The organism is Candidatus Njordibacter sp. Uisw_056 (assembly GCF_047730085.1).
Taxonomy (GTDB): Bacteria; Pseudomonadota; Gammaproteobacteria; order Pseudomonadales; family Balneatricaceae; genus Njordibacter.
This window is the reverse complement of sequence record NZ_CP159830.1, coordinates 2,634,957-2,658,178: the sequence shown is the minus strand read 5'-3', so window position 1 is coordinate 2,658,178 and position 23,222 is coordinate 2,634,957. Positions and strand designations below refer to the sequence as shown.

General features: G+C 42.2%; 21 protein-coding genes. 13 read left to right on the top strand and 8 right to left on the bottom strand.

Translation table 11 applies throughout. The features are described from left to right. Positions 1–144: 144 nt before the first annotated feature. Positions 145–1,461, top strand: a complete 1,317-nt coding sequence (locus ABXT60_RS12730) for a DASH family cryptochrome (RefSeq protein ID WP_443630469.1) — start codon at positions 145–147, stop codon at positions 1,459–1,461. 488 nt (positions 1,462–1,949) lie between these two features. On the opposite strand, the gene ABXT60_RS12725 is transcribed toward ABXT60_RS12730, so the two are convergent. Further along, positions 1,950–2,702, bottom strand: a complete 753-nt coding sequence (locus tag ABXT60_RS12725; RefSeq protein WP_443630468.1) for a MipA/OmpV family protein — start codon at positions 2,700–2,702, stop codon at positions 1,950–1,952. Between the two features lie 1,473 nt (positions 2,703–4,175). On the opposite strand from ABXT60_RS12725, the gene ABXT60_RS12720 reads away from it, so the two are divergent. Next, positions 4,176–4,343 carry a DUF6435 family protein gene (locus ABXT60_RS12720; protein WP_443630467.1) on the top strand — a complete coding sequence of 56 codons (168 nt, stop codon included), beginning with the start codon at positions 4,176–4,178 and terminating at the stop codon, positions 4,341–4,343. 234 nt (positions 4,344–4,577) lie between these two features. On the opposite strand, the gene ABXT60_RS12715 is transcribed toward ABXT60_RS12720, so the two are convergent. The 3 genes from ABXT60_RS12715 to ABXT60_RS12705 all read right to left on the bottom strand — a co-directional run bounded on the left by ABXT60_RS12715 (position 4,578) and on the right by ABXT60_RS12705 (position 6,142). Next, a complete protein-coding gene (locus ABXT60_RS12715) occupies positions 4,578–4,922 on the bottom strand; it encodes a S24 family peptidase (protein WP_443630466.1) in 345 nt (114 codons plus the stop codon). A gap of 1 nt (position 4,923) precedes the next feature. Then, complete coding sequence (sodN, locus tag ABXT60_RS12710) at positions 4,924–5,391, bottom strand: superoxide dismutase, Ni (RefSeq protein ID WP_443630465.1); 468 nt, start codon at positions 5,389–5,391, stop codon at positions 4,924–4,926. A 583-nt stretch (positions 5,392–5,974) separates the two neighbouring features. After that, positions 5,975–6,142: a hypothetical protein gene (locus tag ABXT60_RS12705; RefSeq protein WP_443630464.1), complete on the bottom strand. Its 168-nt coding sequence runs from the start codon at positions 6,140–6,142 to the stop codon at positions 5,975–5,977. A 331-nt stretch (positions 6,143–6,473) separates the two neighbouring features. Between ABXT60_RS12705 and ABXT60_RS12700 the strand changes: the two genes are divergently transcribed. From ABXT60_RS12700 to ABXT60_RS12690, 3 genes are all read left to right on the top strand, one after another. Beyond that, the gene (locus tag ABXT60_RS12700) at positions 6,474–7,208 is read left to right on the top strand and encodes a HugZ family pyridoxamine 5'-phosphate oxidase (RefSeq protein ID WP_443630463.1); all 735 of its coding nucleotides are present in this window, start codon (positions 6,474–6,476) and stop codon (positions 7,206–7,208) included. 72 nt (positions 7,209–7,280) lie between these two features. Then, positions 7,281–7,667, top strand: a complete 387-nt coding sequence (locus tag ABXT60_RS12695) for a DUF4149 domain-containing protein (RefSeq protein ID WP_443630462.1) — start codon at positions 7,281–7,283, stop codon at positions 7,665–7,667. Positions 7,668–8,025: 358 nt separating this feature from the next. Then, on the top strand, positions 8,026–8,550 hold the full coding sequence (locus ABXT60_RS12690) for a hypothetical protein (RefSeq protein WP_443630461.1): 525 nt from the start codon (positions 8,026–8,028) through the stop codon (positions 8,548–8,550). A gap of 237 nt (positions 8,551–8,787) precedes the next feature. On the opposite strand, the gene ABXT60_RS12685 is transcribed toward ABXT60_RS12690, so the two are convergent. The 4 genes from ABXT60_RS12685 to ABXT60_RS12670 form a co-directional block, all read right to left on the bottom strand. Next, positions 8,788–9,165: a phosphate-starvation-inducible PsiE family protein gene (locus ABXT60_RS12685; RefSeq protein WP_443630460.1), complete on the bottom strand. Its 378-nt coding sequence runs from the start codon at positions 9,163–9,165 to the stop codon at positions 8,788–8,790. 481 nt (positions 9,166–9,646) lie between these two features. Beyond that, a complete protein-coding gene (gene azu / locus ABXT60_RS12680) occupies positions 9,647–10,099 on the bottom strand; it encodes an azurin (protein ID WP_443630459.1) in 453 nt (150 codons plus the stop codon). 458 nt (positions 10,100–10,557) lie between these two features. Then, positions 10,558–11,589 carry a YeiH family protein gene (locus tag ABXT60_RS12675; RefSeq protein ID WP_443630458.1) on the bottom strand — a complete coding sequence of 344 codons (1,032 nt, stop codon included), beginning with the start codon at positions 11,587–11,589 and terminating at the stop codon, positions 10,558–10,560. 743 nt (positions 11,590–12,332) lie between these two features. Further along, entirely contained in the window at positions 12,333–13,268 is a 936-nt protein-coding gene (locus ABXT60_RS12670; RefSeq protein WP_443630457.1) for a LysR family transcriptional regulator, read from the bottom strand. Between the two features lie 166 nt (positions 13,269–13,434). Here ABXT60_RS12670 and ABXT60_RS12665 point away from each other — a divergent pair, with 166 nt between their 5' ends. The 8 genes from ABXT60_RS12665 (at position 13,435) to ABXT60_RS12630 (ending at position 23,219) form a co-directional block, all read left to right on the top strand. After that, positions 13,435–14,445 carry a TAXI family TRAP transporter solute-binding subunit gene (locus ABXT60_RS12665; RefSeq protein WP_443630456.1) on the top strand — a complete coding sequence of 337 codons (1,011 nt, stop codon included), beginning with the start codon at positions 13,435–13,437 and terminating at the stop codon, positions 14,443–14,445. A 101-nt stretch (positions 14,446–14,546) separates the two neighbouring features. Next, positions 14,547–16,778, top strand: coding sequence for a TRAP transporter permease (locus ABXT60_RS12660; protein ID WP_443630455.1), 2,232 nt, complete (start codon positions 14,547–14,549; stop codon positions 16,776–16,778). After that, positions 16,759–18,021, top strand: coding sequence for an NAD(P)/FAD-dependent oxidoreductase (locus ABXT60_RS12655; protein WP_443630454.1), 1,263 nt, complete (start codon positions 16,759–16,761; stop codon positions 18,019–18,021). The genes ABXT60_RS12660 and ABXT60_RS12655 overlap by 20 nt, the downstream gene beginning before the upstream one ends. Before the next feature lie 9 nt (positions 18,022–18,030). Continuing rightward, the gene (locus tag ABXT60_RS12650) at positions 18,031–18,756 is read left to right on the top strand and encodes an aspartate/glutamate racemase family protein (protein WP_443630453.1); all 726 of its coding nucleotides are present in this window, start codon (positions 18,031–18,033) and stop codon (positions 18,754–18,756) included. A 120-nt stretch (positions 18,757–18,876) separates the two neighbouring features. Continuing rightward, positions 18,877–19,887 carry a D-cysteine desulfhydrase family protein gene (locus tag ABXT60_RS12645; protein WP_443630452.1) on the top strand — a complete coding sequence of 337 codons (1,011 nt, stop codon included), beginning with the start codon at positions 18,877–18,879 and terminating at the stop codon, positions 19,885–19,887. A 54-nt stretch (positions 19,888–19,941) separates the two neighbouring features. Next, positions 19,942–21,012: a TauD/TfdA family dioxygenase gene (locus ABXT60_RS12640; protein WP_443630451.1), complete on the top strand. Its 1,071-nt coding sequence runs from the start codon at positions 19,942–19,944 to the stop codon at positions 21,010–21,012. Positions 21,013–21,018: 6 nt separating this feature from the next. Continuing rightward, positions 21,019–22,233, top strand: a complete 1,215-nt coding sequence (locus ABXT60_RS12635) for a hypothetical protein (protein ID WP_443630450.1) — start codon at positions 21,019–21,021, stop codon at positions 22,231–22,233. Positions 22,234–22,322: 89 nt separating this feature from the next. Then, positions 22,323–23,219 carry a fatty acid desaturase gene (locus ABXT60_RS12630; protein ID WP_443630449.1) on the top strand — a complete coding sequence of 299 codons (897 nt, stop codon included), beginning with the start codon at positions 22,323–22,325 and terminating at the stop codon, positions 23,217–23,219. The last annotated feature ends 3 nt before the right edge of the window (positions 23,220–23,222 follow it).

The window sequence follows — 23,222 nt, the reverse complement described above, 5'->3', positions numbered from 1 at the left end:
CTGGTAAGATTAAGCGGGTTAAATGCCAAGGTTTATTTGCATTAAATCTAGTTATTCTAAGTTTAAACTTGCAAACGTTTAAACTTAGCAGAAGTTAAATTAAGCAGTATTAACGCCATAAAATTAATCAAAAGGTGCGTATTAATGTCCCGTCAGGTTGGCTTATTTTTGTTTAAAAATGATTTGCGAATTCATGATAACTTAGCGCTAGCAACGGCAGCTGCTGAGGTTGATCAACTGATTTGTATTTATTGCCTAGAACCTAAACAACCACCTTCTAGTTTGCGCGCCCCGAGTAACTTATCGCCTCACCGGCAGTTTTTTTTGCAGCAGTCGCTTACCGATTTACACCAGAGCCTTAAAAACCTGGGTCAGCAGCTTATGGTTACTAATGACTCACCGCTGGATATTATCCCACAGCTCATCACTCAGCATAATATTGGGCACATTTATTGTAGTGAAGCTGCAGGATATTATGAGCGACTAAATTGGCAACGCCTCATTAAACGTTACCCGTTTATTGGCTTTAAGAGCATCACAACACACACCTTATTTGAAATTGCTGAGTTGCCATTCCCCATAGCTGAACTGCCTGACAGTTTTTCAAAGTTTCGCAAGCTTACTGAGCACCTCAGTATTAAACTACCCCAGCCTAAGTTGGCAAGTATGCCGCCAAGCCCTGCAGTTTTTATACCATGGCCAGACCCTAGCCCCATAAAAGTAGATAACCTATTGTTTGAAGGTGGCGAGCAACGGGCGCTTGCACATTTAAAAAATTACTTTAATTCTGAGCTTGCCAGCACCTATAAAGAGACACGCAATGGCTTAGAAGGCATGGACTATTCAACAAAATTCTCGCCTTGGCTTGCTAATGGCTGCCTATCTGCCAGGCAAATTCTACGAGTATTGCATGCCTATGAGCACCATAAAGGCGCAAACGATTCTACTTATTGGATTTATTTTGAGCTGCTATGGAGAGAGTATTATCAGCTGTATGCCCATCGGCATGGAAAGAAGCTATTTAGTTTTAGTGGGCTCAAGTTGACTAAACCCGCCACTAGTTTTTACCCAGAACGATTCCAGAAGTGGTGTAATGGTAATACCCCTTATCCAATCGTCAATGCTTTTATGAAACAGCTTAATAGCACTGGTTATATGAGTAATCGTGGCCGCCAGTTAGTTGCTAGCTGCCTCGTGCATGAACTAGGCCTCAATTGGCGCTATGGCGCTTCTTATATGGAGCAGCAGTTGGTTGATTATGATGTGGCCTCAAACTGGGGTAACTGGCAGTATCTTGCTGGCGTGGGTGCTGACCCGCGCGGCCACAGACGCTTTAACTTAACGAAACAAACACAAATCTATGACCCTAAAGGAGACTTTATTAAAAAATGGGGTGGCGACAACTTCGACTCTCAACTTGATTCTGTGGATGCTGCTGACTGGCCAATTAGTCGCTCATGATCAATAGTTAACCGCATTGACATGGCTCAGCCAGCAAAACCGATCACTGCAACCATTTTCATACTGGCATCTAGTTAAGTACTGTAAGGCTGTGTAAGTAACGTAAAGCTGTGTAAGTAGTATTGTTGGCTAAAGTGATCACTGCTATCGTCCGTAATGAAGCTATTCGCTTCAATCATAAACACTCTTTGGCCGCGGGGTTCTTTTGAGCCTCGTCGGTCCTTTTAATCGGCTTAAGTTAATAACAGATTAACTGGCACTCACTCATGAGCAGCGTTTTTTAGCCATACAATGGTTGGTTGTTTGTAAAAGGCATCACGTTACTGGAGGCCATTGCAACTTTGATCTTAGTCCAATAGAGCTGCCGACTGGTATAATACAAAGCGACTCTAGCTGCGCCGAATACTAACCGACAACAGGGGGCTTGACTGCCTGCAACACAAGTCTTTGCACCCCGTTATCTGCGTCTAAGCAGTGCCAAATTAACTTCAGAAACTATAATTAAAACCCAAAATAGTAGATACCGAACTTCCACTTTTAACAATGGCGCTATCTGTCAAGTTAGTTGGCAAAAAGTTGACATTAACGTTAGCAAATAGTGATGTTTGTTTAGTAAGGGGGTGAAACGTTTGAACAGATACGTAAGGTAAAATCGCACTTCCTGGTGCGTATTGCGCGCGTTGCCCATTCGCTTCGCTAGCCTTAACCCCGTACAAATAGTTTGCCCGTTTTGCATCAAGCCACTTTGCGCCAGCCTGGAAAATAAACGGTTGTCCACCAATTAGAGCTTGTTGACCGAGAGATAAACCTACAGAATTACCACTGAACTTACTGGATAGTTCTGTGGCAGCTTCAAGCTTTGCTGTTAAAAAACTAGTGAGTTTATACGATGCATTTAACGAACCGTCAACATACATATCTCTGGTCATCCCTGCTAGATCAGCTGAATCACTGCTTTTGTAGGGTCTAAAGTTTGGTCTTATAGAGACTCCTACGGAAACCTTGTCTCCACTAGTAACCTTATAAGCCAAACCTTCTTGCACGCTAACATTAAGCTTGTTTGACCTATAACTAATAGAAGGCATTATAGCAGACGAAGATTTAACATTGGCATACACCGAGTCGCCGCCAACATAGACCATTCCAATAGAAAGTTCCGATTTTTCTTCAGCATGGGTAGCGCCAGCTGAGAGCACAACAGTCGCCGCGGTTAGGTGAGCCAATAAGCTAAGTTTCATCATTTCAAATCCTTTTTTAGTTAATGTTATCGAACACTTTATAAGTTTATTTTTCACACGGACTAGTATGAAGGTTATGGTTAACAACTCAGGTTAGGACAATAAGCTAGCCTGTAAGGGCTGATATTATTGAGAATATCAATACTACGTAAAAAGAGACCGCCAATTTACATTACTTTACTTGCTGTTCATGAAAGTAAGCGCCGTAAACATATGAAGTAGAATTGGAGTGATCTTTTACAAAACGATCAAATATCGTGCATAACAACACTCGCCTGAATGGCTTAGGCTTTTTAGGTCTATAACGAACTCAAATAACTTACGTATCCACTGAATCTAAACCAATCGAGGTACATATCTTCAATAAAATACTGGGCTATGCAAGAGGCAAGGGCTGTTGCTACGACCAAGGCTTTTAAGTTACACAGCAGAAGTTCTTTTCTATCTTTTAAATGCCACATATCTTCATTAGTAAACCACATTTTTGTTTAATAAATAGAGTGTTTTTAGTGTTCAATTAGGGAACATTTTTTTCATTTTTCAGTTAGTGTTTATGGATGAAAAGTGATCTCCTAATCTACTGTGACGGTGGTTTCTCTGATGCTATGAAAATAGCGTAACGGGCTCTATACACTAACGGGTAAGAGCCCTCGTATAAATATGTAATGCCCTAGATGACAGTTTATGGCATGTAGATGTCATTAATTTAGAGTCAAGGTGGCGGACAATTGAGTCCACGCTGCGATTACCCGCACATTGCGCGATACGATACCAAACGTAAGCTTCCTCAACGCTTTTATTTACGCCATCTCCATGGTAGTGCAGATGACCATATTCTTCGGTAGACAGAGGGTACTCGCTTAGAATCATGATGCGAACATCTGATAGTGAAATTTTTATGTGTGCATTCAAGAACCACTCCTTGGTTTTCTACCCTCTTTTAAAGGTAATACTTCAAGCGTTTTTGGACCCGTATTTTATTGTAACGAGTTAGCTTTTTCTCAACATAAATTTTGTTGTTCAATTACTGAACTCTGTAATTTTTGGTGTTCAAATATTGGACAAGCACCTAAATTCGTGTTGCTTCAAAAAATTTAACAATAGGGTTCTAATATATAGAGCGAGCACAATTGGCATATAGAGCACCTTAGGGAAGAATTTAAGGCGTGGGAACAAGGTAACTTTGAACCTAAGTATTACCTGAGGCATATGTAAAGTTCTGGAAAGATTTCCCAGAAAACAATATCACAGCTGTAAACTATAGCTAAGATTGTTAGCAAACCGAACCTGAGCCCCTACATGGCGTTGATAGGTTGGTGAATGTAAAAATATTTGCTTGAATTAAGAAGACCAATAGTCTGCTCTCTAGTCGTTTGAAGCCAATTTCTTTTAGGCTAATAATTGTATGCAACGCCGACCAAAAGCCAATATACCCCTTAGGGTAAGAACTAGAATAACCACAAAGAGAAAAATTTAATGTTTGGATTGTTTAAAAAGGACCCAGCGAAAAAACTACAAAAACAATATGAAAAACTATTGTTTGACGCAATGCAACTGCAGCGCAAAGGAGACATCATGGGATACTCTATGACAACCCAAGAAGCTGAGAAAATACGTGAGCAGATAGAAGCACTAAAGGACTGATGAATGAGGCGCTGGGGCAGAGTGCTGGTGTTAAAAAAGAACAGTTTTTTGGGATAAGCCTGTTCAGTGTAAAGCGACCACTAAGGGGCGTAGTAGGCTTCAAGCCTCGACCTAAGCAGCTATACATGACCTAAATCGCCCAGATTATCAAACAGCGTGCTTGTTTGTGGTACCTGTCTATGCAAAGTTAATACGGCTTGATAGGGCCAAATTTCTGTACTAATGGGTTTCTTTTTAACATAATTTAGATGTAATTTTCTTGCCGATACCGGACAGTTTCTGTAATGAATGTTCTAGTTTAATAGAAGCTTTGCTATTTAGATTAATCTTAAATAGCACCTTGCCAATCAGGTGGTTTTTGGACTGCCAAACGCCGCAGCAAGATGAAAATATTTCTTTATTGTCACTACACAGCATGACCTCTTTTTTTCTAACCTGTTCCAAGCGCTTCAGCACATACCCATAATTTGGCAGGTCCATCACTACAACATTACCTATTTTTGCACGGCTATTAAAGGTTCCAACTAAGTCACCAGAAGCGAAAAGAGGGGTCATACTGTCTCCCTCAACACGGAACATTTTAAGCATCTTTTAGGTAAGGATGAACAACCTCAAGTGCTGGGGGGTATGGAGCAAAAACGCGGTGTGTGACTATATCTTTGCTGTGCCAGAATATCTCTGAAAAACGATTTAGTTGCTCCACTAATATAATGCCATCTCTTCGTGCGATGCCTTGTTTACACTTTGATGCAGCTTGCATGATTTGGTGAGTAATCTCATGAATATCCGGAAATTTTTCTATCTGCGGCTGCTTGAAGTAATCTCCCCATATAGTTGTTATCTCATGTTTAACCTGCGCGGCATGGACTTCTTTTTGCGCAACCAATCGGGCCAATTGAGCAGTGCTGTCCTTATCTGGATCGTCAGCTAGCTCTGCAATTATGTCCATAAGGCGCACAACGCTAAGAGCGGCAATTTGAGCCACCGCAGGGTCATAAATTTTGCAAGGAATATCGCAATGGGCATGAACTGCGGTAATGCTAAACATGAGAGCTTTTAACCGCAAGGATACTTAGAATGATTGATATCATTATTAGCATTTGCCCAGTAAGTGATAAATCATTATGCGTCAATGCGCTGCTATCAGTGTGTGCGAAACTGTTTGACGCAGAAATCAAAAGTGCTAGCGCTAGTAATTTTTTCATACAGTGAATCCTCATTAAACGCGATAAAAATAAAGGTTAAAATCATGGACTTGAGTTTAGATAAGTTTATTGTTAATAGCAATCATTATCATTATTATTATCATTTGCATTAACTTGCTATTGTGCATTCGGTAAGTGTTCAAGGGAAAAGTACGTTAGTAAGTGGGTAAAACCGCTTATACGATTTTTTTGGATTAAGGTTTGCCACCGTGGCACTTCTCTTGTGCCTTGGCTTGGCATAAGCATGTTTAAAATTTTACCATGTGCATTAATTCTGCTAAAAATTGCTGCCATGGACCAACCCAAATACGATAACATTCGAATATTTATAGGGTGACTGGAGTGGTTCCAGACAAAGGTAGTTATTGGTACCTTAGTCTTTACATGTATGCCCCCTGGATTTTACCTAATTGGCTAGTAAAATTTTTATAGCCAATAAGCATCCTCTTGCTCTTCATCGAAAGACTTAGATTGATCAGTATTCTGATGTTGTAGCTGGACTAGGGGGTCTACCGTCCCCTTTGGTTGAGCAGGCAATGGTGCAGTGTGTTGCCACTGGCTGAGATAAAATTCGGTGAGTAATTGGTTAATCATTTGGATAAAACCTCTCCTTTGGGCTTTAAAAATTCCCACTAATGATAATCATTCTCATTCGTGACTGCAAGTGATATTTGACTACAGTTTAAAGTTTTATGCATGGTTATTACTCCACGTTCTAAAAACAGATAAGGTCAGTTAGTTTGAAGACGCAACCCGTAAATTTAACCCTAATACCACTTGCAATCACTAATAAGAATCATTATCATTTATTTAAAGGTGTGATTATCTCAACACATGTTGTATCAGGCGTTTTTTGCTTAGGTTTTTGCTTAGGTTAGCCAATAGCCCGCTAACTATATTTATTGTCAATTAATTACGATTAGTTATGAATACATCTAACACTCATTACGAACTGCATGCAGTTAATCTTTTTAGGTCTAGTAACACGGCCGTTTTATCAACCCTTTCAAAAAGCACAGATGGCTACCCTTTTGGTAGCTTTGTCACATTCGTCTCCCATAGTAATAGGGAGCTATTTATATATATTAGTGATATCGCAGAGCATACAAAAAATATTCTTAGTGACTCAAGAGGCTGTGTCACTATATTTTCAGTCAACCCAGAAGGTGATAAGCAGAACAGCGCCAGGCTCAGTTTAATTGGAGATCTAATTAAGATCCCCAGTAATGAGGTGAAAACCTGCCAAACAAGATTCTTTAAACTTTCCCCTGAAAGTGAAAGTTACTCCCACATACATGGTTTCCACTTGTATAAATTAAACATATTGAAGGCTAGATGGATCGGTGGTTTTGGTCAAATTGGTTGGTTAGACATAACCCACTGGGTTGCCTCTGCCCCAGATTGGCACAACGGCGAGAAAGCAATGATTGAGCATATGAATCAAGACCACTCTAATGTTATTTGCTCAGCACTAAATGGCGTGTTTAATATTGTCGATCCTAACGCAAAAATGTTGGCCTTGTGCACTGACGGCTATTATATTCTTTCCACAGGCACTCAGTTCTTTGTGCCTTTTCTTGAACCATGCTATAGCGAAAAAAACGTTCGCACAGCCCTAGTAAAGCAAGCAAAAGCCTATCGAGCGTTTGAACTTAAATAGGTTTCACGGCCTAAATTATAGGTTAATAACTGAATTTTTTTGATACATTTTTTTATAAAGTAGGGATTACACATGTTAAGCAATCTGCCATTATTTTTAAGTGGTCTGTCAGTCGGTGTTATTTTATTTCAAACTACAATAATTGCGCCCACTGTGTTTGGTGGCTTGGGGCCTGTTCGTTCAGGCCCACTTTTACGTAAGGTATTCCCTAAGTTTTTTATTCTGCTGTCAATTTTGGGTTTGTTAAATACTCTAGCTTCTGTAGTGTCAGATATGAATACGCAAGCTTACATAGGCATCGCCACTTTTGCCCTAGCTACACTGGCTTATGGGTTAATTCCAATGACTAATAAGAGCCGTGATGAAAGTAATGAAAAGTCATTCAAACGTCTGCATAACGCCAGTGTGCTGATAACGGTTACAATGCTTTTTGTTAACTTAGCAAGTGTAGTGATCTAATGTGGTATCGGAGATTAACCAAAAACTGTGGTTGATAACACACATTACTCGTTTGGATGAGAGCTAATGCTGAGAAGGAAGACGGAACAAATACCCGTACAAAATTGGGTAACTAGGGTAATGATAACGTCACTCTTTGGTTGGTTAACCTGTTATTGAAGGCGTTAGTGCAGTTAGTTCTTGGTCTAATAATTTTCTAAAACTATCCCTAGTCACTCGATCGCGTAAACAGAGAGCTTTTGGGGTTAAGGGGTTGAACTAATCACCAAATTCGGTTTTTGTAATGAACCAATACTCCTTGTCAGTTATTTCAATGACCGCTGAATAAAATGCAGCCATCTAAATAGGAAGAAAAATAATGCCAAAGACCACGTTCTTTGCTGTGGGAATAATTTTATTAGTTGCAGTTATCATTGCCCTTATTTACGGCAAAAAACCTGTTGGATTATATGAAAATGAGTCTTCTAAGATTGAAGACTTTCTCTCTGCCAATAACCAGTTTGTGGATATTGTTGAAACCATTGAAAACCAATCAACAGGTAAAGTGACGACGGCTAAGTTTGAACGTGACATTGGTAATGGAAATTCTCATATTGAATTTGAAGTAATACTGGATGATGGTGGTGAGCAGGAATATATTTTTAATACGATCAATAATGAAATATTTCTTCAAAAAGATACGTTAGAAGTATTTATCTCTCAATATGAGTTATTAGATATCGTTAAAAGTTTAGAGAAAAGCACTGGTGGCAAGCTAGTTGAAGCTGAATTCGAAGACACCTTAGGAGATGGCACTACGCATATAGAGCTGGACATTAAAATGCCTGATGGAAGTGAGCAGGAATACATTTTTGATACAGTGAGTAAAACCTTGGCCCTATAGTGGCGCAGTGAGTTTTCTTAGTTAACAATAGATGTTATTGAAACCTCTAGGTGACAGCGCAGAGCCAAACAGTGTTTGCAGAACCTTTATTGGTTTGAGTCCTAAGTCTAGAGGTGGCTTTAAAGCCCATGCGGCAAACGTGAGGCATTGATACGTTAGGAAATTCATACTGAGTAAAAATTTATGAAAAAGTCACTCGCACTTTATTATGCTGCGTTGGCCACAATATAGTCTGATTCAATGGAGCTTCTTTTTCTCTAAGCTTAGCTTTCCTTTTAGGCTCATGATATACGCAGCGCCTGATAACAGAAGAACAGAGCCTGATTCACCCATAAGAACAAAGGCATCCATATCTTTACCGTGCATCACTATTAAACGGCAAAGTGCTGTTATCGCAATGATAATTGGCAGGGTTACTGGGATTCTTGAAGAGCTTGTATATGCGCCCACCATACCGATGATCTCAGCGTAGATAAAAAGTGTGAATAACTTCTCTATCTGCAGGTCATAGTGAATTATCGCTGTATATATTTCAATCAAGGCAGCCACGAAGGCCCCAACACCAATAACAAGAAGAATGAACTTCTCTCCCCATTCAAACGCAATTTTCGTCATGCTGCTACCCTCGACCAATACCCAAAAGTCACTATGGAGAACCTACGCTATTTAGCTCTTTGAACATACTATAACTTTGATTAACTAACAATAGAGTTCCTACAGCTATCTATTACCCTCGATCTTGGATACCTGGCCGTTCCAAATTCTATCGTGCTCATTAGAATTCTAAAAGTATAAAAAACCTAACAATCCTGATTTATAGGCAACGAAGCTAGTTGTGAGTATTAATAATAACGCTTGAAACTAGTATTTAATGGAGGTTGGGGAATTCAAATTGTTCTGTCAAAGTCATACACACCAAAGGTCCATTTCTGTGGCCCTGTAGATACCCCAAGGAGACATTTATATCAACAATTCAATATGTTACGTCTGCGCTCCTAAAGTCTTCCTGAGCACACCTTTGTTAAAAGTTAAGCTTAATTTAACCAAAAAAGCCCCGCATGCGGGGCTTTTTTAATAGCTAAATTATCCGTTTAAGCTACGGCTGCACCACAAACATACCGCGCATGCTGTAGGAATGCCCTGGCACTGAGCAGAAAAACATATAGTCCCCACCAGCCATTAAATCTGCTGTTGAGAAATTAACGCTAGTGGTTTCCCCACCACCTATTACTGCAGAGACCGCCATTACACGGCTATCGCCTGGCTTCACATACTTTGCGTCTAGGCCAGCTTGCATGCCATCTGCCGCAACTGCGTCTAAGTCAGCTGAGGCCGACAGCACCCAGTTATGGCCCATTACATTTGCGGGTAGGCTGCCTGCATGGGTCAGATTAACTGTAATTGATTCGCAGCTTTTTTCTACGGTCATATCCGCAGCACTAAACTTTAAATAATCCCCCACTTCTACATCAAAGGTACAGGCTGCTTGAGCAATACCAGCTGTTAGAGAAAAACCTACACACAAAATTGCTTTCATCATTGTCTTCATTAAAACTCCGTTAAACCACACATTTGATTGATAGAACAAGCGTCACTTGGCAGCCAACCGTGACTTACTTTCAAGTGGGCTTAGTACTCATGCCCCCCTGTTATTTATTTGCTTTTCTTGCCTCCTTTATAACTTAGCTGCGTCTTTTTAATTAAAACTGACTAATCTCATATTCAGCGCTTTTGGGTTGTCCTCATTATCCACAAAACCACCAATCTTTTGGCTTAGGAATTAGGATTTCACACACAAGCGGTTGAATTTTTTAACGTTAGATATGGTACCTCAACATGCCCAACAGGCCCACTAGACGAGTGTCACGAGATGGTAAAGTTTGGTAAAAAGTATCAGTGACAACTTTACTAAGTTGGTGGGGCTGGTGATATTACTAACCTGTTATGTTGCAAAGTTTTAGCAATATTAAATGGCTAGTGGGATTGCCAAGTTCTAAAGGTGAAGTTTTAAAATCCTAAACAGATCAGCACCAAGACTGCCAAAAATACCGTTTCTGCAAGCATCAGCACCATAGGGCGCCAGCCCATAGCTGCTAACTCTTTAAAGGATGATTTCATACCCAATCCCACCATTGCGACAATCAGGCACCAACGTGACATCTCAACCATAAAAATCGAAACTTGGGGCACTATAAGTCCACCGCTGTTGAAAGAAACTATCAAAATAAAAGCCACTAGAAAGCCTGGGAGTGGAAAGCCTTTGGATTTTGTATCAGACTGTGTCTTTCCCCAGCGTGCTGCAAATAGTGCAATAATCAACACCACTGGCACCAGCATCGACACCCTTAGCAACTTGGTAAACGTGGCAATATCACCAATTTCGTCAGACATTAAATAACCCGAACCGACCACTTGAGCAACATCGTGGATCGTCGCTCCCAAAAATACTCCGCTGGCGGCAGGGCCCATATTAAACGCCGTTACGACTAGTGGGTAAACGATCATAGCGACAGTGCTCAGCGCAGTAACGCAGATCACCGTAAAAATGAGATTTTTTTCAGCATCCTTACTGTGGGGCAATACTGCAGCAACAGCCAGTGCAGCAGAAGCACCACAAATACCTACTGCTGACCCACTCAAAATGCTCTGTGAGCGGCCTAGCTTCAGCCAGCGCCCAACAAAGAACCCAAATAGGATCGTAGCAGGCACTGCCAAGAGTACAATAACTATCGGAGTGAAACCTAAACTCATCAACTGCTCAAGGGTAATGCGCGCACCAAGCAGTGCGATACCAAAACGCAATATCGACTTGGCGGAAAACTCAATACCTGCAACACAGCGGCCTTCAGCCGATAAATAATTTAACGCTATCCCTATTAACAATGCATAAAGAATTACCGGGCCACCATAATGTTCTGACACAAATTTTGCGGACATGGCGACCACAAAACAAAGAGTAAAACCGGGCATTAAATCAGTGAGTTTCTGCCCACCAGATGTATTTTTTAAAGAAGAAAAACTTCGTGCGATTGAAGACATCAATTTGCTCTGTTATTTTGTTGGAACAACACGCCCCCATCTATATTTTGCCCAGCAGTGCCCTAAAGTTACAGGTCTTTTTTAGGCTACTTCTAAGAGGGTATATCGGTGTGAACTACTTGTTAAGCCATCCTATTAAGATGCCTTGTCATCACCCACAATCCCAAAGGTGCGGCGTTTAAAACGCACTGTGTCTTCAACAACTGCAGGCAATACAGCTATACTAATCCCTGCTCCAGAGATAGGCAATATTATTACGGCGTATTTTTTGGGTATATAGTTGGGCTTAAAAAAAATCTGCCTTCTTCCCAAGCAAAATACCACATTTCCTAGTATGCCCCACCCATTTTGGTGACAACTTCCAAGCCGTAAAAACCAATAACAACGCCATTTGGTGGCTACAAATTTTCTAGCTTCGGTGGCCGGGATAACGCTTTTTCAGCGCATGATCAATATACTGAAACCAAAACTATTTGGATCGACCTGAGCGAAGATAGCACTTAATAGGTAGCTTAGTATGTATAAGGTGGATAGCGCTAATAAAACCTAGCTAATGCTTGGTAAATGATGCCTTAGGAGAACAGTGTTTGATGTCTAATTAGCATGTGCACTTGATTATTCCCATTATTGGGAAGATCGCCCTGGTCACCTTTTTTGGCATTAGCTGGTCCACAAGACCTTTTCCAACAGGCTCTGTCGCTATCATATAGCTGTGAGATGAACCTTTTATCAAACTCACTAAGCTATGCAGGTTCGGCTAGAATATCCTGTACATATTGCTGCCAGTTATGTAAAAAATCTTCCGCAACTAAGGATATAGGTAGGTGGAGGGGTGTTAAAATACCAATACTATATGCTGTGGCGGGCGCAAAAGGCCGAAAAACAACCGTTTTTTTGGTTGCTCGTTGCTGCATAAGTTCATAGCCTCGAGCGCTTAATTTATCGAGTACCACACACGCTTGACCAGCGGCTACATATTCAAGCAAAGGTATAAAATACTGCGCGGTAAAGCGGACGTTAAAGTTTGCACCTTGTTCATAGAATTTGGCTTTAATGTTTTGTACTACTTTCACTTCTGAGTGCAGCGACCCCATAGGTACATTGTTTAAATGAGTTGGTGTAATGGTGGCTTCTGCTGCTAGAGGGTGGTCAATAGGTAGGGCGCAAACACATTCCGAAGTGAAGTTCATACTATTAAAAAGCTGACTATCCGCAACACTGAAGTCTATGTCACAAAAGCCAATATCGTAGGTTTGAGAGGACATTAAGCTGCGAATATGTGGACTACTTCGAGTAGCTATAGCAATTTTAACGTCTGCTTTTTCTGCCACATAGTTGCTGATGAAATTAGGTAATAAAAATGATGAAGGGCCAGGCATAGATACAATACGAATTGAACCTTGAACTCGCTCACGCATCAAGGCAATATTTTGCTGTGTAGTGCGGCAGCGATCCAAAATCTCTACTGCTTCTGTGAGTAAATAGTGGGCCTCAGGCCTAGGTACTAAACGCCGGCCTTCACGTTTAAACAAAACGATATCCAAGCTATTTTCAAGATTTTTTAAGCTAGCAGTGATCGCTGGTTGAGAGCGATGTAAAGTTTTTGCGGCGCCATTAAGAGAACCGCTTTTCATAACTTCTCTAAACACCTTAAGCTGTTGTATATTCATAATATCCATATCAATAAAATCTTTAAAAATACCACTTTTTTGAATTTGTGTATATCCACCTCAGGTACTAGACTGTTCAATACCATGAATAACTCATGCTGCTCACAGACAGAATCAGCACCTAAGGGATTGAGCTCTGGTTGTGTACAATTAAAATAACAAGAGGATTACCCCTATGAAACTACTTCGACAACTCACCGGCGTAGCGATGGCGTGCACATTATTAAGTGGTTCCGTTGCTGCACAAGAAATGACCTTCTTCCGTATTGGTACAGGCGGTGCTGGAGGCACTTACTTCCCCATTGGTGGCATCATTGCTAACGCGATATCTAATCCACCGGGATCGCGCGCCTGTGATAAAGGTGGTAACTGTGGTGTGCCAGGATTAGTGGCTATGGCTCAATCTACCAATGCCTCAGCGCACAACGTAAATGCAATCCAGGCGGGTCAAATGGAAGCAGGTTTGTCGGGTGCTGCCACCTTGCATTATGCCTATAACGGTGTCGGTAAATACGAAGGCAATGCCAAACCAGACCTGCGTATTATTGCTAACCTATACCCCGAGGACCTACATTTGGTATTGCCAAAGGGTAAGACGTTGTCTGGCTTGAGTGCCCTCAAGGGTAAACGGGTAGGTATTGCACAAGCTGGATCTGGTACGCAAATCGCTGTTGAGTTGATCATAGCTGATCATGATGTCAACCGTGGCAACATTGACGAAGCTGAATTGGGCAATAATCAAAGTGCGGAACGCCTCGCTGATGGTCAATTAGATGCTTACTTTTACGCAGCGGGTACCCCAGTTGCAGCCATGATTCAGTTGGACAATACTAAAGGTATGGAGCTGTATTCTTTTACCGATGCCGAAGTTAAGCAAGCTAATAAATCTGTACCTTACTACATCCCATCGTTTATCCCTAAAGGCACTTACGCAGGTGTTAACTACGATGTAAATACCGTTGCAGTAAGTGGCATTTTTGTGACCAACGCAAATCAGGATGAAGAGTTGATCTATCAAATAACTAAAGCTATGTGGTCTAAAACTTCTCGTAAGTTGCTTGATAATGGTCATGCCAAGGGCAAAGTTATAACCATTGAAACTGCTTTGGATGGAGTGGCGGGTATTGGTGTGCCATTGCATGCAGGTGCCGAGCGTTTCTACCGTGAAATGGGATTACTAGATTAACCTAGGGCTAATGTAGGCCTCGCATTGTTCTAATGTGCTTTTGGGCCGCCTTTTTAAGGCGGCCCATTTTTTCATGAACTTTCCCATTGGAATTGACCATCATGCAACTTGACACAAAAATAGACAATAGGGCTCTAGAGGAACTGGAAAAGAAATATGATAGCGCCCTAAATCTGCGTGATAATGGCCCCAGCTTGAGGCGGTTTGTTTATCTAGCAACATTATTATTTGCACTCTATCATTTTTGGACTGCAGGTTTTGGCACACCTGTAGACTATGTACATATGGGAATCCATTTATCAGGCTTATTCTTTTTTATCTTTGTGGGTTTCCCCTTATTAAAAACAACTTCAGCATTACAGTATAAAGGCCCTTCTATTTGGGCGCCGGGCAATGTGCCTCTGTATGACTGGGCTATTATGCTTTTGGCCATTATTGCATCGCTATTTTTGTGGTATAGCTGGCGTGGTTTTGATGTGTTTGGCATACAAGTTGCTGAACAAACTATGCGTCAAGGCAACCCCAGTACAATTGATGTGGTACTTGGCAGTTTCTTGATCCTAGCGGTGTTAGAAATTACTCGGCGTACCATTGGTTTCGTGTTGCCAATGATTATTTTGGTATTTGCAGGATATGCGCTTTTAGGGCCTTATATTCCTGTACAAATCTTGCGTCATCCCGGTGTTGATTGGTATCAATTCGTTAACAACATGTACTTCCCCTCAGAGGGCATATTTGGGGTTACTTTGTGGGTTGTTTCAACAGTGGTATTTCACTTTGTGCTCTTTGGTGTGGTCGCTCAACGAATGGGCCTAGGACAATTTTTTGTTGACAATGCCATGATATTGGCCGGCCGGTATACTGGTGGCCCAGCCAAGGTTTCTGTTGTTTCCTCTGCCTTTTTTGGTACTATTTCGGGCTCGTCAATTGCTAACACGGTATCTACTGGATCGCTCACTATTCCGAACATGAAAAAGATGGGTTACCCAGCCCATTTTGCTGGCGGCGTTGAAGCTGCATCCAGTGCCGGGGGACAAATTACGCCACCTATCATGGGTGCAGCTAGCTTTTTAATGGCCGAATATTTAGAAGTCCCTTATACAACCATTGTGATTGCCGCCATTGTTCCTGCCCTGATGCACTACATTGGTGTTATGTCTATAGTGCATTACACAGCCAAACGACTAGGCTTGCCTACTTATACAAAGGAACAATTGCCAAAATTTGTCCAAGTGTGGCGCGAAGGCTGGTACACCATCATTCCATTGGTGGCTTTGCTTTTAGTATTGTTTAGTGGGTATTCCCCTAACATGGCTGCCTTTATTGGCTTAGCCTTGTGCGTTGTGGTTGGCTTTTGTGGGTTAGACAAGCCGCTAACGCTGCTTGTTCCCTTTGCCTTATTGACTTATATATTTTGGAAAGCATCGGCCTACTCTGGCGGAGGCTATAGCCCTAGTGTGGCTGGTGTATTAGCGGCTTTGACTTTAATAGGTACTCTCCACCGTAACAAACTGCAAAGTTTTCGAGCCTTGTTTGATAGCTTTAATGTAGGGGTACAATATGCCCTTGCCGTAGGAGCTGCATGTGCAGCCGTAGGCATTGTTGTTGGTGTTATTAACACCACGGGTATTGGCTTTCGCTTAGGTTTTATGGTGACCGGAAGTGCTGCTGATATGGCCAGTTGGCTGGCGCCATTATTGGACTGGACGAGCATAGAGGCTTTCTCCCAAAGCGCGTTACAACAGTTTTTGTCGTTAGTGTTAATTGCCATCGCCTGTATTCTGATGGGCGCTGGATTGCCCACAACAGCGCTATATATTATGTTGGTTGCTGTAGCCCAACCCGCGCTGTCAAACCTAGGTGTGCCACCCTTAGCTACTCACATGTTTGTGCTCTACTACGGTGTAATTTCAGAAATTACTCCACCGGTTTGTGCATCGGCCTATGCCGCTGCAGGCATTGCAGGAGCCAATCCATTTCGCACAGGTATGAGTGCATTCAGTTTGGGCTTGGGTAAATTGTTAGTACCTATGGTGTTTGTATATGCACCGACCATGCTGATTGTGCTGCCGGAGTACTTCACTCTTGGGTCATTCTTACAGGTATCCATTACTTGCGCTTTAGGAGTGTTTGTTATTGCCACGGCCGTATCCGCTTATTTTATGGCACCATTGCGCCATGTTTGGCGCTTATTAATGGCACTTGGCGGCTTGTTGTTAGTAGCACCAAGCGGCAACTCTGACTTGGTAGGTTTATGTATAGTTGCACTTGTCTTCACTCAGCAATGGCTCTCTTTAAAAAAGGAATCTAAAAGTGTCGCACACTTTAGCTAGGCCTGGTGGACAAGATATTACTATCATTGGTGCTGGTATTATTGGCCTTTGCTCAGCAATTGAATTACTCCAAAAGGGGTTTCAAGTCACCATAGTCGACAAAGCAGAACCAGGGCAGGGAGCCTCATACGGTAATGCGGGTATTATTTCACCCTGGTCGATTGTGCCTCAATCGCTACCAGGGCTGTGGCGAAAAGTGCCTAACTGGCTACTGGACCCATTAGGTCCAGTAGCCGTGTCACCGCGTTACCTGCCACGCATGGCCTATTGGGGTGCTCGGTTTTTGCTCCAAGGACGGCATACGCAAGTAGAAAAAAACTCCCAAGCTATGGCGAGTTTAATCAGTAATTGTATTCCTTTATATCAGCAACTTCTTGCCGATACAGGAGCTCAAGACTTACTGCGTGACAGTTACTATGTGCATGCCTATCGCAATGAAAAAGATGCAGACCTAAACAGTTTAGACTATCAAATTCGCATCAAAAACGGTGCAGATATACAGCGCTACAATGGGCAACAACTAAGACAGCTAGAACCTGCGTTATCCACAGATTTTGCTGCTGCAATTGTCATTAAAGGCCAAGCCCGGCTTACTAATCCTGGACGTTTGGGGCAGGTTTTAGCTAATAAAGTACAGCTTTTAGGTGGTAAGTTGATTCAGAGTCAAGTCAGCAGTGTTAGGCCCAATGTGAGTGGTGGTTGGGACTGTCTTTATGATGGAAAATCTCACCCATCTAGCCAGTTACTGGTTGCAGCAGGAGCTTGGTCGTCTGATTTGCTGCGCCCCCTGGGCATTAAAGTACTGATGGAAAATGAACGTGGGTATCATCTTTCCTACCCTGATGTTGATATGCAGCTAAACAACTCTATTATGGATGCGGACATGAAATTCGTAGCTTCACAAATGGAAGATGGACTGCGCATTGCAGGCACTGCAGAATTTGATGATAAGAATGCGCCTCCTAACCCTCAGCGGATAGCTGGCCTGGCCACCTTGGCTAATAAAATGTTCCCTGAACTAGGGCAATCCAATTTCCAATCATGGGTTGGTGTGCGCTCATCATTGCCAGATAGCTTGCCGTGTCTTGGCAAAGTGAAAGGGATGCCGGGTTTACATGTCGCTTTTGGGCACAGTCACTATGGCATGATGATGGCTCCTCAGTCAGCAAAACTAATAGCGCAGTTGATTACACATGAGATTGACCAGGAGTTGTTAAAAGATTTTCGTATCAACCGTTTTTAAAGGAAGAGTATGAATAAGGCCTCTGGTGAGAAAAATATTTGTGGTGTCTCAATTGGCGTTTTAGCGCTTGAAAGTTACTTCCCTAAGCCACCAGGGCATATCAAAAATCCATCCAGTCTGCCGTTCACAACCTGTTATGAAATATTGCGGGGTATCTCTGTGCCTGACCTGCTTTACCGCCCCACGCCAGCCATGGAAAATACTATTTTAGAGGCAGCTCTTTCACTTGAAATGCAAGGTGTTAAAGCGATTACTGGTTCGTGTGGCTTTTTGGCCTTGTATCAATCGGTATTGGTTAATACTGTGCAAATTCCTGTATTTGCCTCAAGTCTCATACAGGTGCCTTTGGCGTACCAAATGACGGGGCAAAAGGTGGGGGTCATTACTGCTGACGCAACTGTTTTAAATAGCCACTACTTAAAAGCTGTAAGTGCCGACCATGTGCCAGTGGCTATTGCAGGTTTGCAGGATAGTGAGGAATTTGCCAGTGTAATACTGCATAATGAACGCAATAATATGGACCTTGAACTGGTCTTAGAAGAACTTCTAACGGTGGTTAGGGAGTTACTTGAAAACAATCCAGATATTGGTGCGCTGGTATTGGAGTGCACAGACTTGCCGCCCTATGCCCACCGTTTGCAGGCTGAGTTTGGCTTGCCAATTTTTGATCTCACAACTCTTGCATGCATGGCGAACGACGTGGTTCAGCGTCAACCGTATAAGGGATTTACGTAATGTCTGCTAGCTTCTTATGCTCGTTAGCCTTTAGCAAATCTAATTGCTCAGTTAATAGCACATGAGATTGGTAAAGAGTTGTTAAAAACTTTTCGTCTCTCATAAATCAGGACTTAACTCATGCATAGCGTTTCACAACTGATATCAAAGTTTCCACGTGCTGAGCTAATCTCTTTGCCTACTCCTGTAGAACGCTTAGACCGAATGTCTAATAAATTAGGTATCGATCTTTGGATGAAACGTGATGATCTGACAGGACTCAGCTTTGGTGGCAATAAAACACGCCAACTGGAGTATTACATTGGTGCTGCGGTAGAGAAAAAAGCACATACTATTTTAATTACGGGTGCTGTTCAGTCGAATTTTGTGCGTACAGCAGCTGCAGCAGCTGCAAAATTTGGAATGAAGTCCATTTTACAACTTGAGGAGAGAGTCCCAGACATGGGATCTATGTATTACTCCTCAGGAAACGTTTTGCTTAGTAATCTTTTGGATGTTGAACATATGTATTTTCCTGAAGGTGAAAATGAATCAGGAGCTGATGCGGCATTGGCAAAACGTGCAGCAGAGTTAGTAGCACATGGGCAAGTTCCATTTATTATTCCACTAGGGATTGACCACCCCCCACTCGGATCAGTTGGCTATGTTAAAGGCGGTGCTGAATTAGCCGATCAAATGCCAGAATTTGATGTTGGGATTGTTCCCTCTGGCAGTGGCGCTACCCATGGTGGCTTGTTGACTGGTCTTCGCTTGTCAGGAATTAACAGTCCAATTTATGGAATATGTGTGCGTCGGGATGCGGTACAACAAAAAAACAGAATGAACAGGCTCACTCAAAAATTAGCTGAACTGTTAGACATTGAGCGCCCATTTAAACAAGAAGACATCCTTACTTGGGATGGTACCTTAGCGCCAGGTTATGGGCAGGTTGGCCAGAAATCGCTCTATGCTCTCAAATTGATGGCTCAAACTGAAGGCATAATGCTTGATCCTGTTTACACATCAAAGACGTTTGCAGGTCTTCTTGGATTACTCGAAGAGGGCCGGATTTTACCTGGTCAAAAGGTTTTAATGCTTCATACAGGTGGACTACCTGCCATTTTTAGTTATCAAGAAAGCTTGATAAATTAGCACTACCTCATAACCAAAACTAAGCTGTGTTCGCTTCCAAATGGGAATATTTACATGAAAAGTTGGCCTCATCAAAATTTAACTGACTTACCACAGTGTCTAACGGGCCCATCAGCATGGCTTGGCAAAGATATGGCACGCAACACCCAAGCGTGGTTATACCACCTTACCACAGAAGATATTGTTGATTTGGAAAAGGCAGCTAACTCCTTTTTAAGCCTTGGTATTGATGTGGGTGAAATCACTAAAGAGACCTTTCCTCTGTCCACTTTTCTCCCACATATTGATAGGTTAAGCAAAACACTCTTAAGGGGCGTTGGTGTGGAAGTTTTACGTGGCTTGAATATATCAAATTACTCCCAAAAATTTACTGCAGCTATCTTCTGTGGGTTAGGTTCACACATAGGAAGAGCACGTTCGCAAAATTCGGATGGGCATATTTTAGGGCACGTACGTGACGTTGGGGCAGATGCCAATGACCCGAATAGCCGTATTTATCAAACCTGTGATCGTCAAACATTCCATACAGATAGTGCCGACGTGGTTGGCCTAGTGTGCATCAGAAAGGCGAAAGAAGGTGGGCGTTCTTTATTGGTGAGTGCTGAAACAATTTATAACCGCATGAAGGCAGAGCGCCCAGACCTATTGGAAAAACTGTTTGATCCAATAGCAACAGATCGTCGAGGTGAAATTCCTGAAGGTGAAAAGCCATTCATGGAGATCCCTGTTTTAAGTTGGAATCAAGGCTATCTTACCGTTTTCTATCAAAGGCAATATATTGACAGTGCGCAACGATTTAGTGAAGCTATGGAATTAACCCCTAAGCATATTGAAGCACTAGATATGTTTGATGCCTTAGCAAACGACCCTAACCTTTATTTTAGCATGCAGCTGGAACCCGGTGATATGCAATGGGTATATAACCATTCTCAGCTTCATGATCGTGCGGGGTTTTTAGACTGGCCCGACCCCACCAAGCGACGTCATTTAATGCGCTTGTGGCTGTCTATGCCTGATGACCGCCCATTACCAGAGTATTACAAGCAGCGTTATGGCTCAATTGAAATTGGCAATCGAGGTGGTATTATCACCAAAGAAACTAAATTGTATGCGCCATTGGATTAGCCTGCTATGAATACAATTCCCCATTGCCAATTAATCGGTACTGGCACTGCCGGACTTTGCTTTGTCATTGCGCTTGTTAATAAAGTCAAACAAGCACAAGGACCTAAAAAACTAAAATACCAAGCTCTACTAGATTCGCTAATAGCAATCGAAGGTAATCACCAACCTGGTGGTGTGTTAGGTAATTATCAAATCAATGCCAATACTGACGCTGACGAAATTGTCAGTTGCTTACTTGATGAAACACCATTCAGCAATTTGCGTGATTATTATTTACAACAGCCTGAAGTGCATCAACCATTGATAACGTTGCCCAAAGTGGGAAAGTTAATGCTTAAACCAATCGCCAATATAATTACCTCATTGTTGGGCGATAATTTGTTGCTCGATACACAGGTCACACGTATTGAAATCAGTAAAAATGAATGCAAAAGTTATGGCAGTCACGACCAGTTATTAGTACGTAGTCAAAAAATGGTTCTTTGTTGTGGTGGCAGAGAAGATTTATTAAAAGACCTCTTGCCATGGCGGCAAAAAACTGTCTTCACGGGCCCATTTTTACAGACGAAAGATGCCAGTTTACTACCTCATCAACAGGGTAGCATATTGATTGTCGGCTCTTCTCACAGTAGTTTCTCAGCGGCTTGGCGTTTGCTTAATGATCCAAGGCTATCATTGTATGCCAAAGGGAGAGATATAATCATGCTACAAAGAAACCCGTTGGTTAAACTTCGTTGTACTCCAGAATTTGCGCATCAAAATCAATTGCCTTTTGATGCCATCGATGACGTCTGTCCTGTCAACGGACTGGTTTACCGTAATGCAGGATTGCGCAAAGACGCCAAGGCGCTATATCTCCAAATAAAAAAAGGGATAGAAAAACGCGTACGTCTTGAACCCATGGCAGCAATCTCTGATGCGAAACATTTATTGGATGATGCCGCACTAATTATTCAGTGTACGGGGTTCCAAGCAAACCTACCTAAAATTAGTCTGAACGGAGTTACCCAAAAAGTAAGGCAGCGTTCAAATTTTGGCGAATTAAGTGACATTAAATCTGGAGCAGCAATACCTAACCTGTTTGGCTTCGGCTTGGGTATTCAAATCATTCCTGAAGGTGATTTTCGTGGAGAAAAAAGCTTTAATGGCAGCTCTGATGGTGTTTTGCCATACCCAAATGCTGTTGCACCTGTCATTATTGACCAATTAATACACGATTGATTTAAATTAATCGTGCTATCTACGTATACCCAAGTGTATACCACAAAATACAGACATCAGTGACTGACATAATACCCGGACGCAACACCATGAATCATCAAGATTTTCTTAGGAGCCTCTCAAAGGAGACGCGTAAGAAGCTTACACAGCGATGTGATGAGCCTGGGTTGGTGCACCTCGGTTTGCATTTAGGGTTAATTGTTGGGTTCGGTCTTGCCATTTATTTGAGTTTGCCTGGTTGGCAATTGTTGCTGATACCGCAAGGTATTGTGATCGTGTTTCTATTTACACTTTTGCATGAATCTGTGCATCAGACGCCGTTTAGGACCCGTTGGTTAAATAACGTGACGGCGAGGGTGAGTGGTTTTTTAATTTTCTTGCCGTCCACATGGTTCAAATATTTTCACTTTGCTCACCACCGCTTTACGCAGATTCCAGGAAAAGATCCCGAATTGGCGACTGAAAAACCTAAAACTATGTTGAGTTTCGTCAAGCATATTTCGGGAATTCCAACATGGATGGGTCACTTTAAAACACTGGGAAAGAATGCAATGTGTGACTGCAGTGCGGATTTCTTGCCAAAGACGTCCGAGGCACCTATTGTCAAAGAAGCCCGTTTGCTTCTCTTGGCCTATGCATTGATTTTGTGTAGCGTAATATATACTGGGTCTGCAGCATTGTTCTGGATTTGGATTTTTCCCGCACTGTTGGGGCAGCCGTTTTTAAGGTTTTACCTTCTGGCGGAACATGGCCTTTGCCCAACCGCGTCAAACATGTTCGAGAACACTCGTACAACGTTCACCAATCGTATCGTGCTGTTTGTCACGTGGAATATGTCGTACCACACTGAACATCACACCTACCCATCGGTGCCGTTCCACAAATTGCCCAACCTACATGAGATCATGCAGCGTGAGCTAATCCATACCGAGTCGGGCTACAAGGCCTTTATGGGAAATTATATTGCGAGTCTCACAGCAAAATAAAGC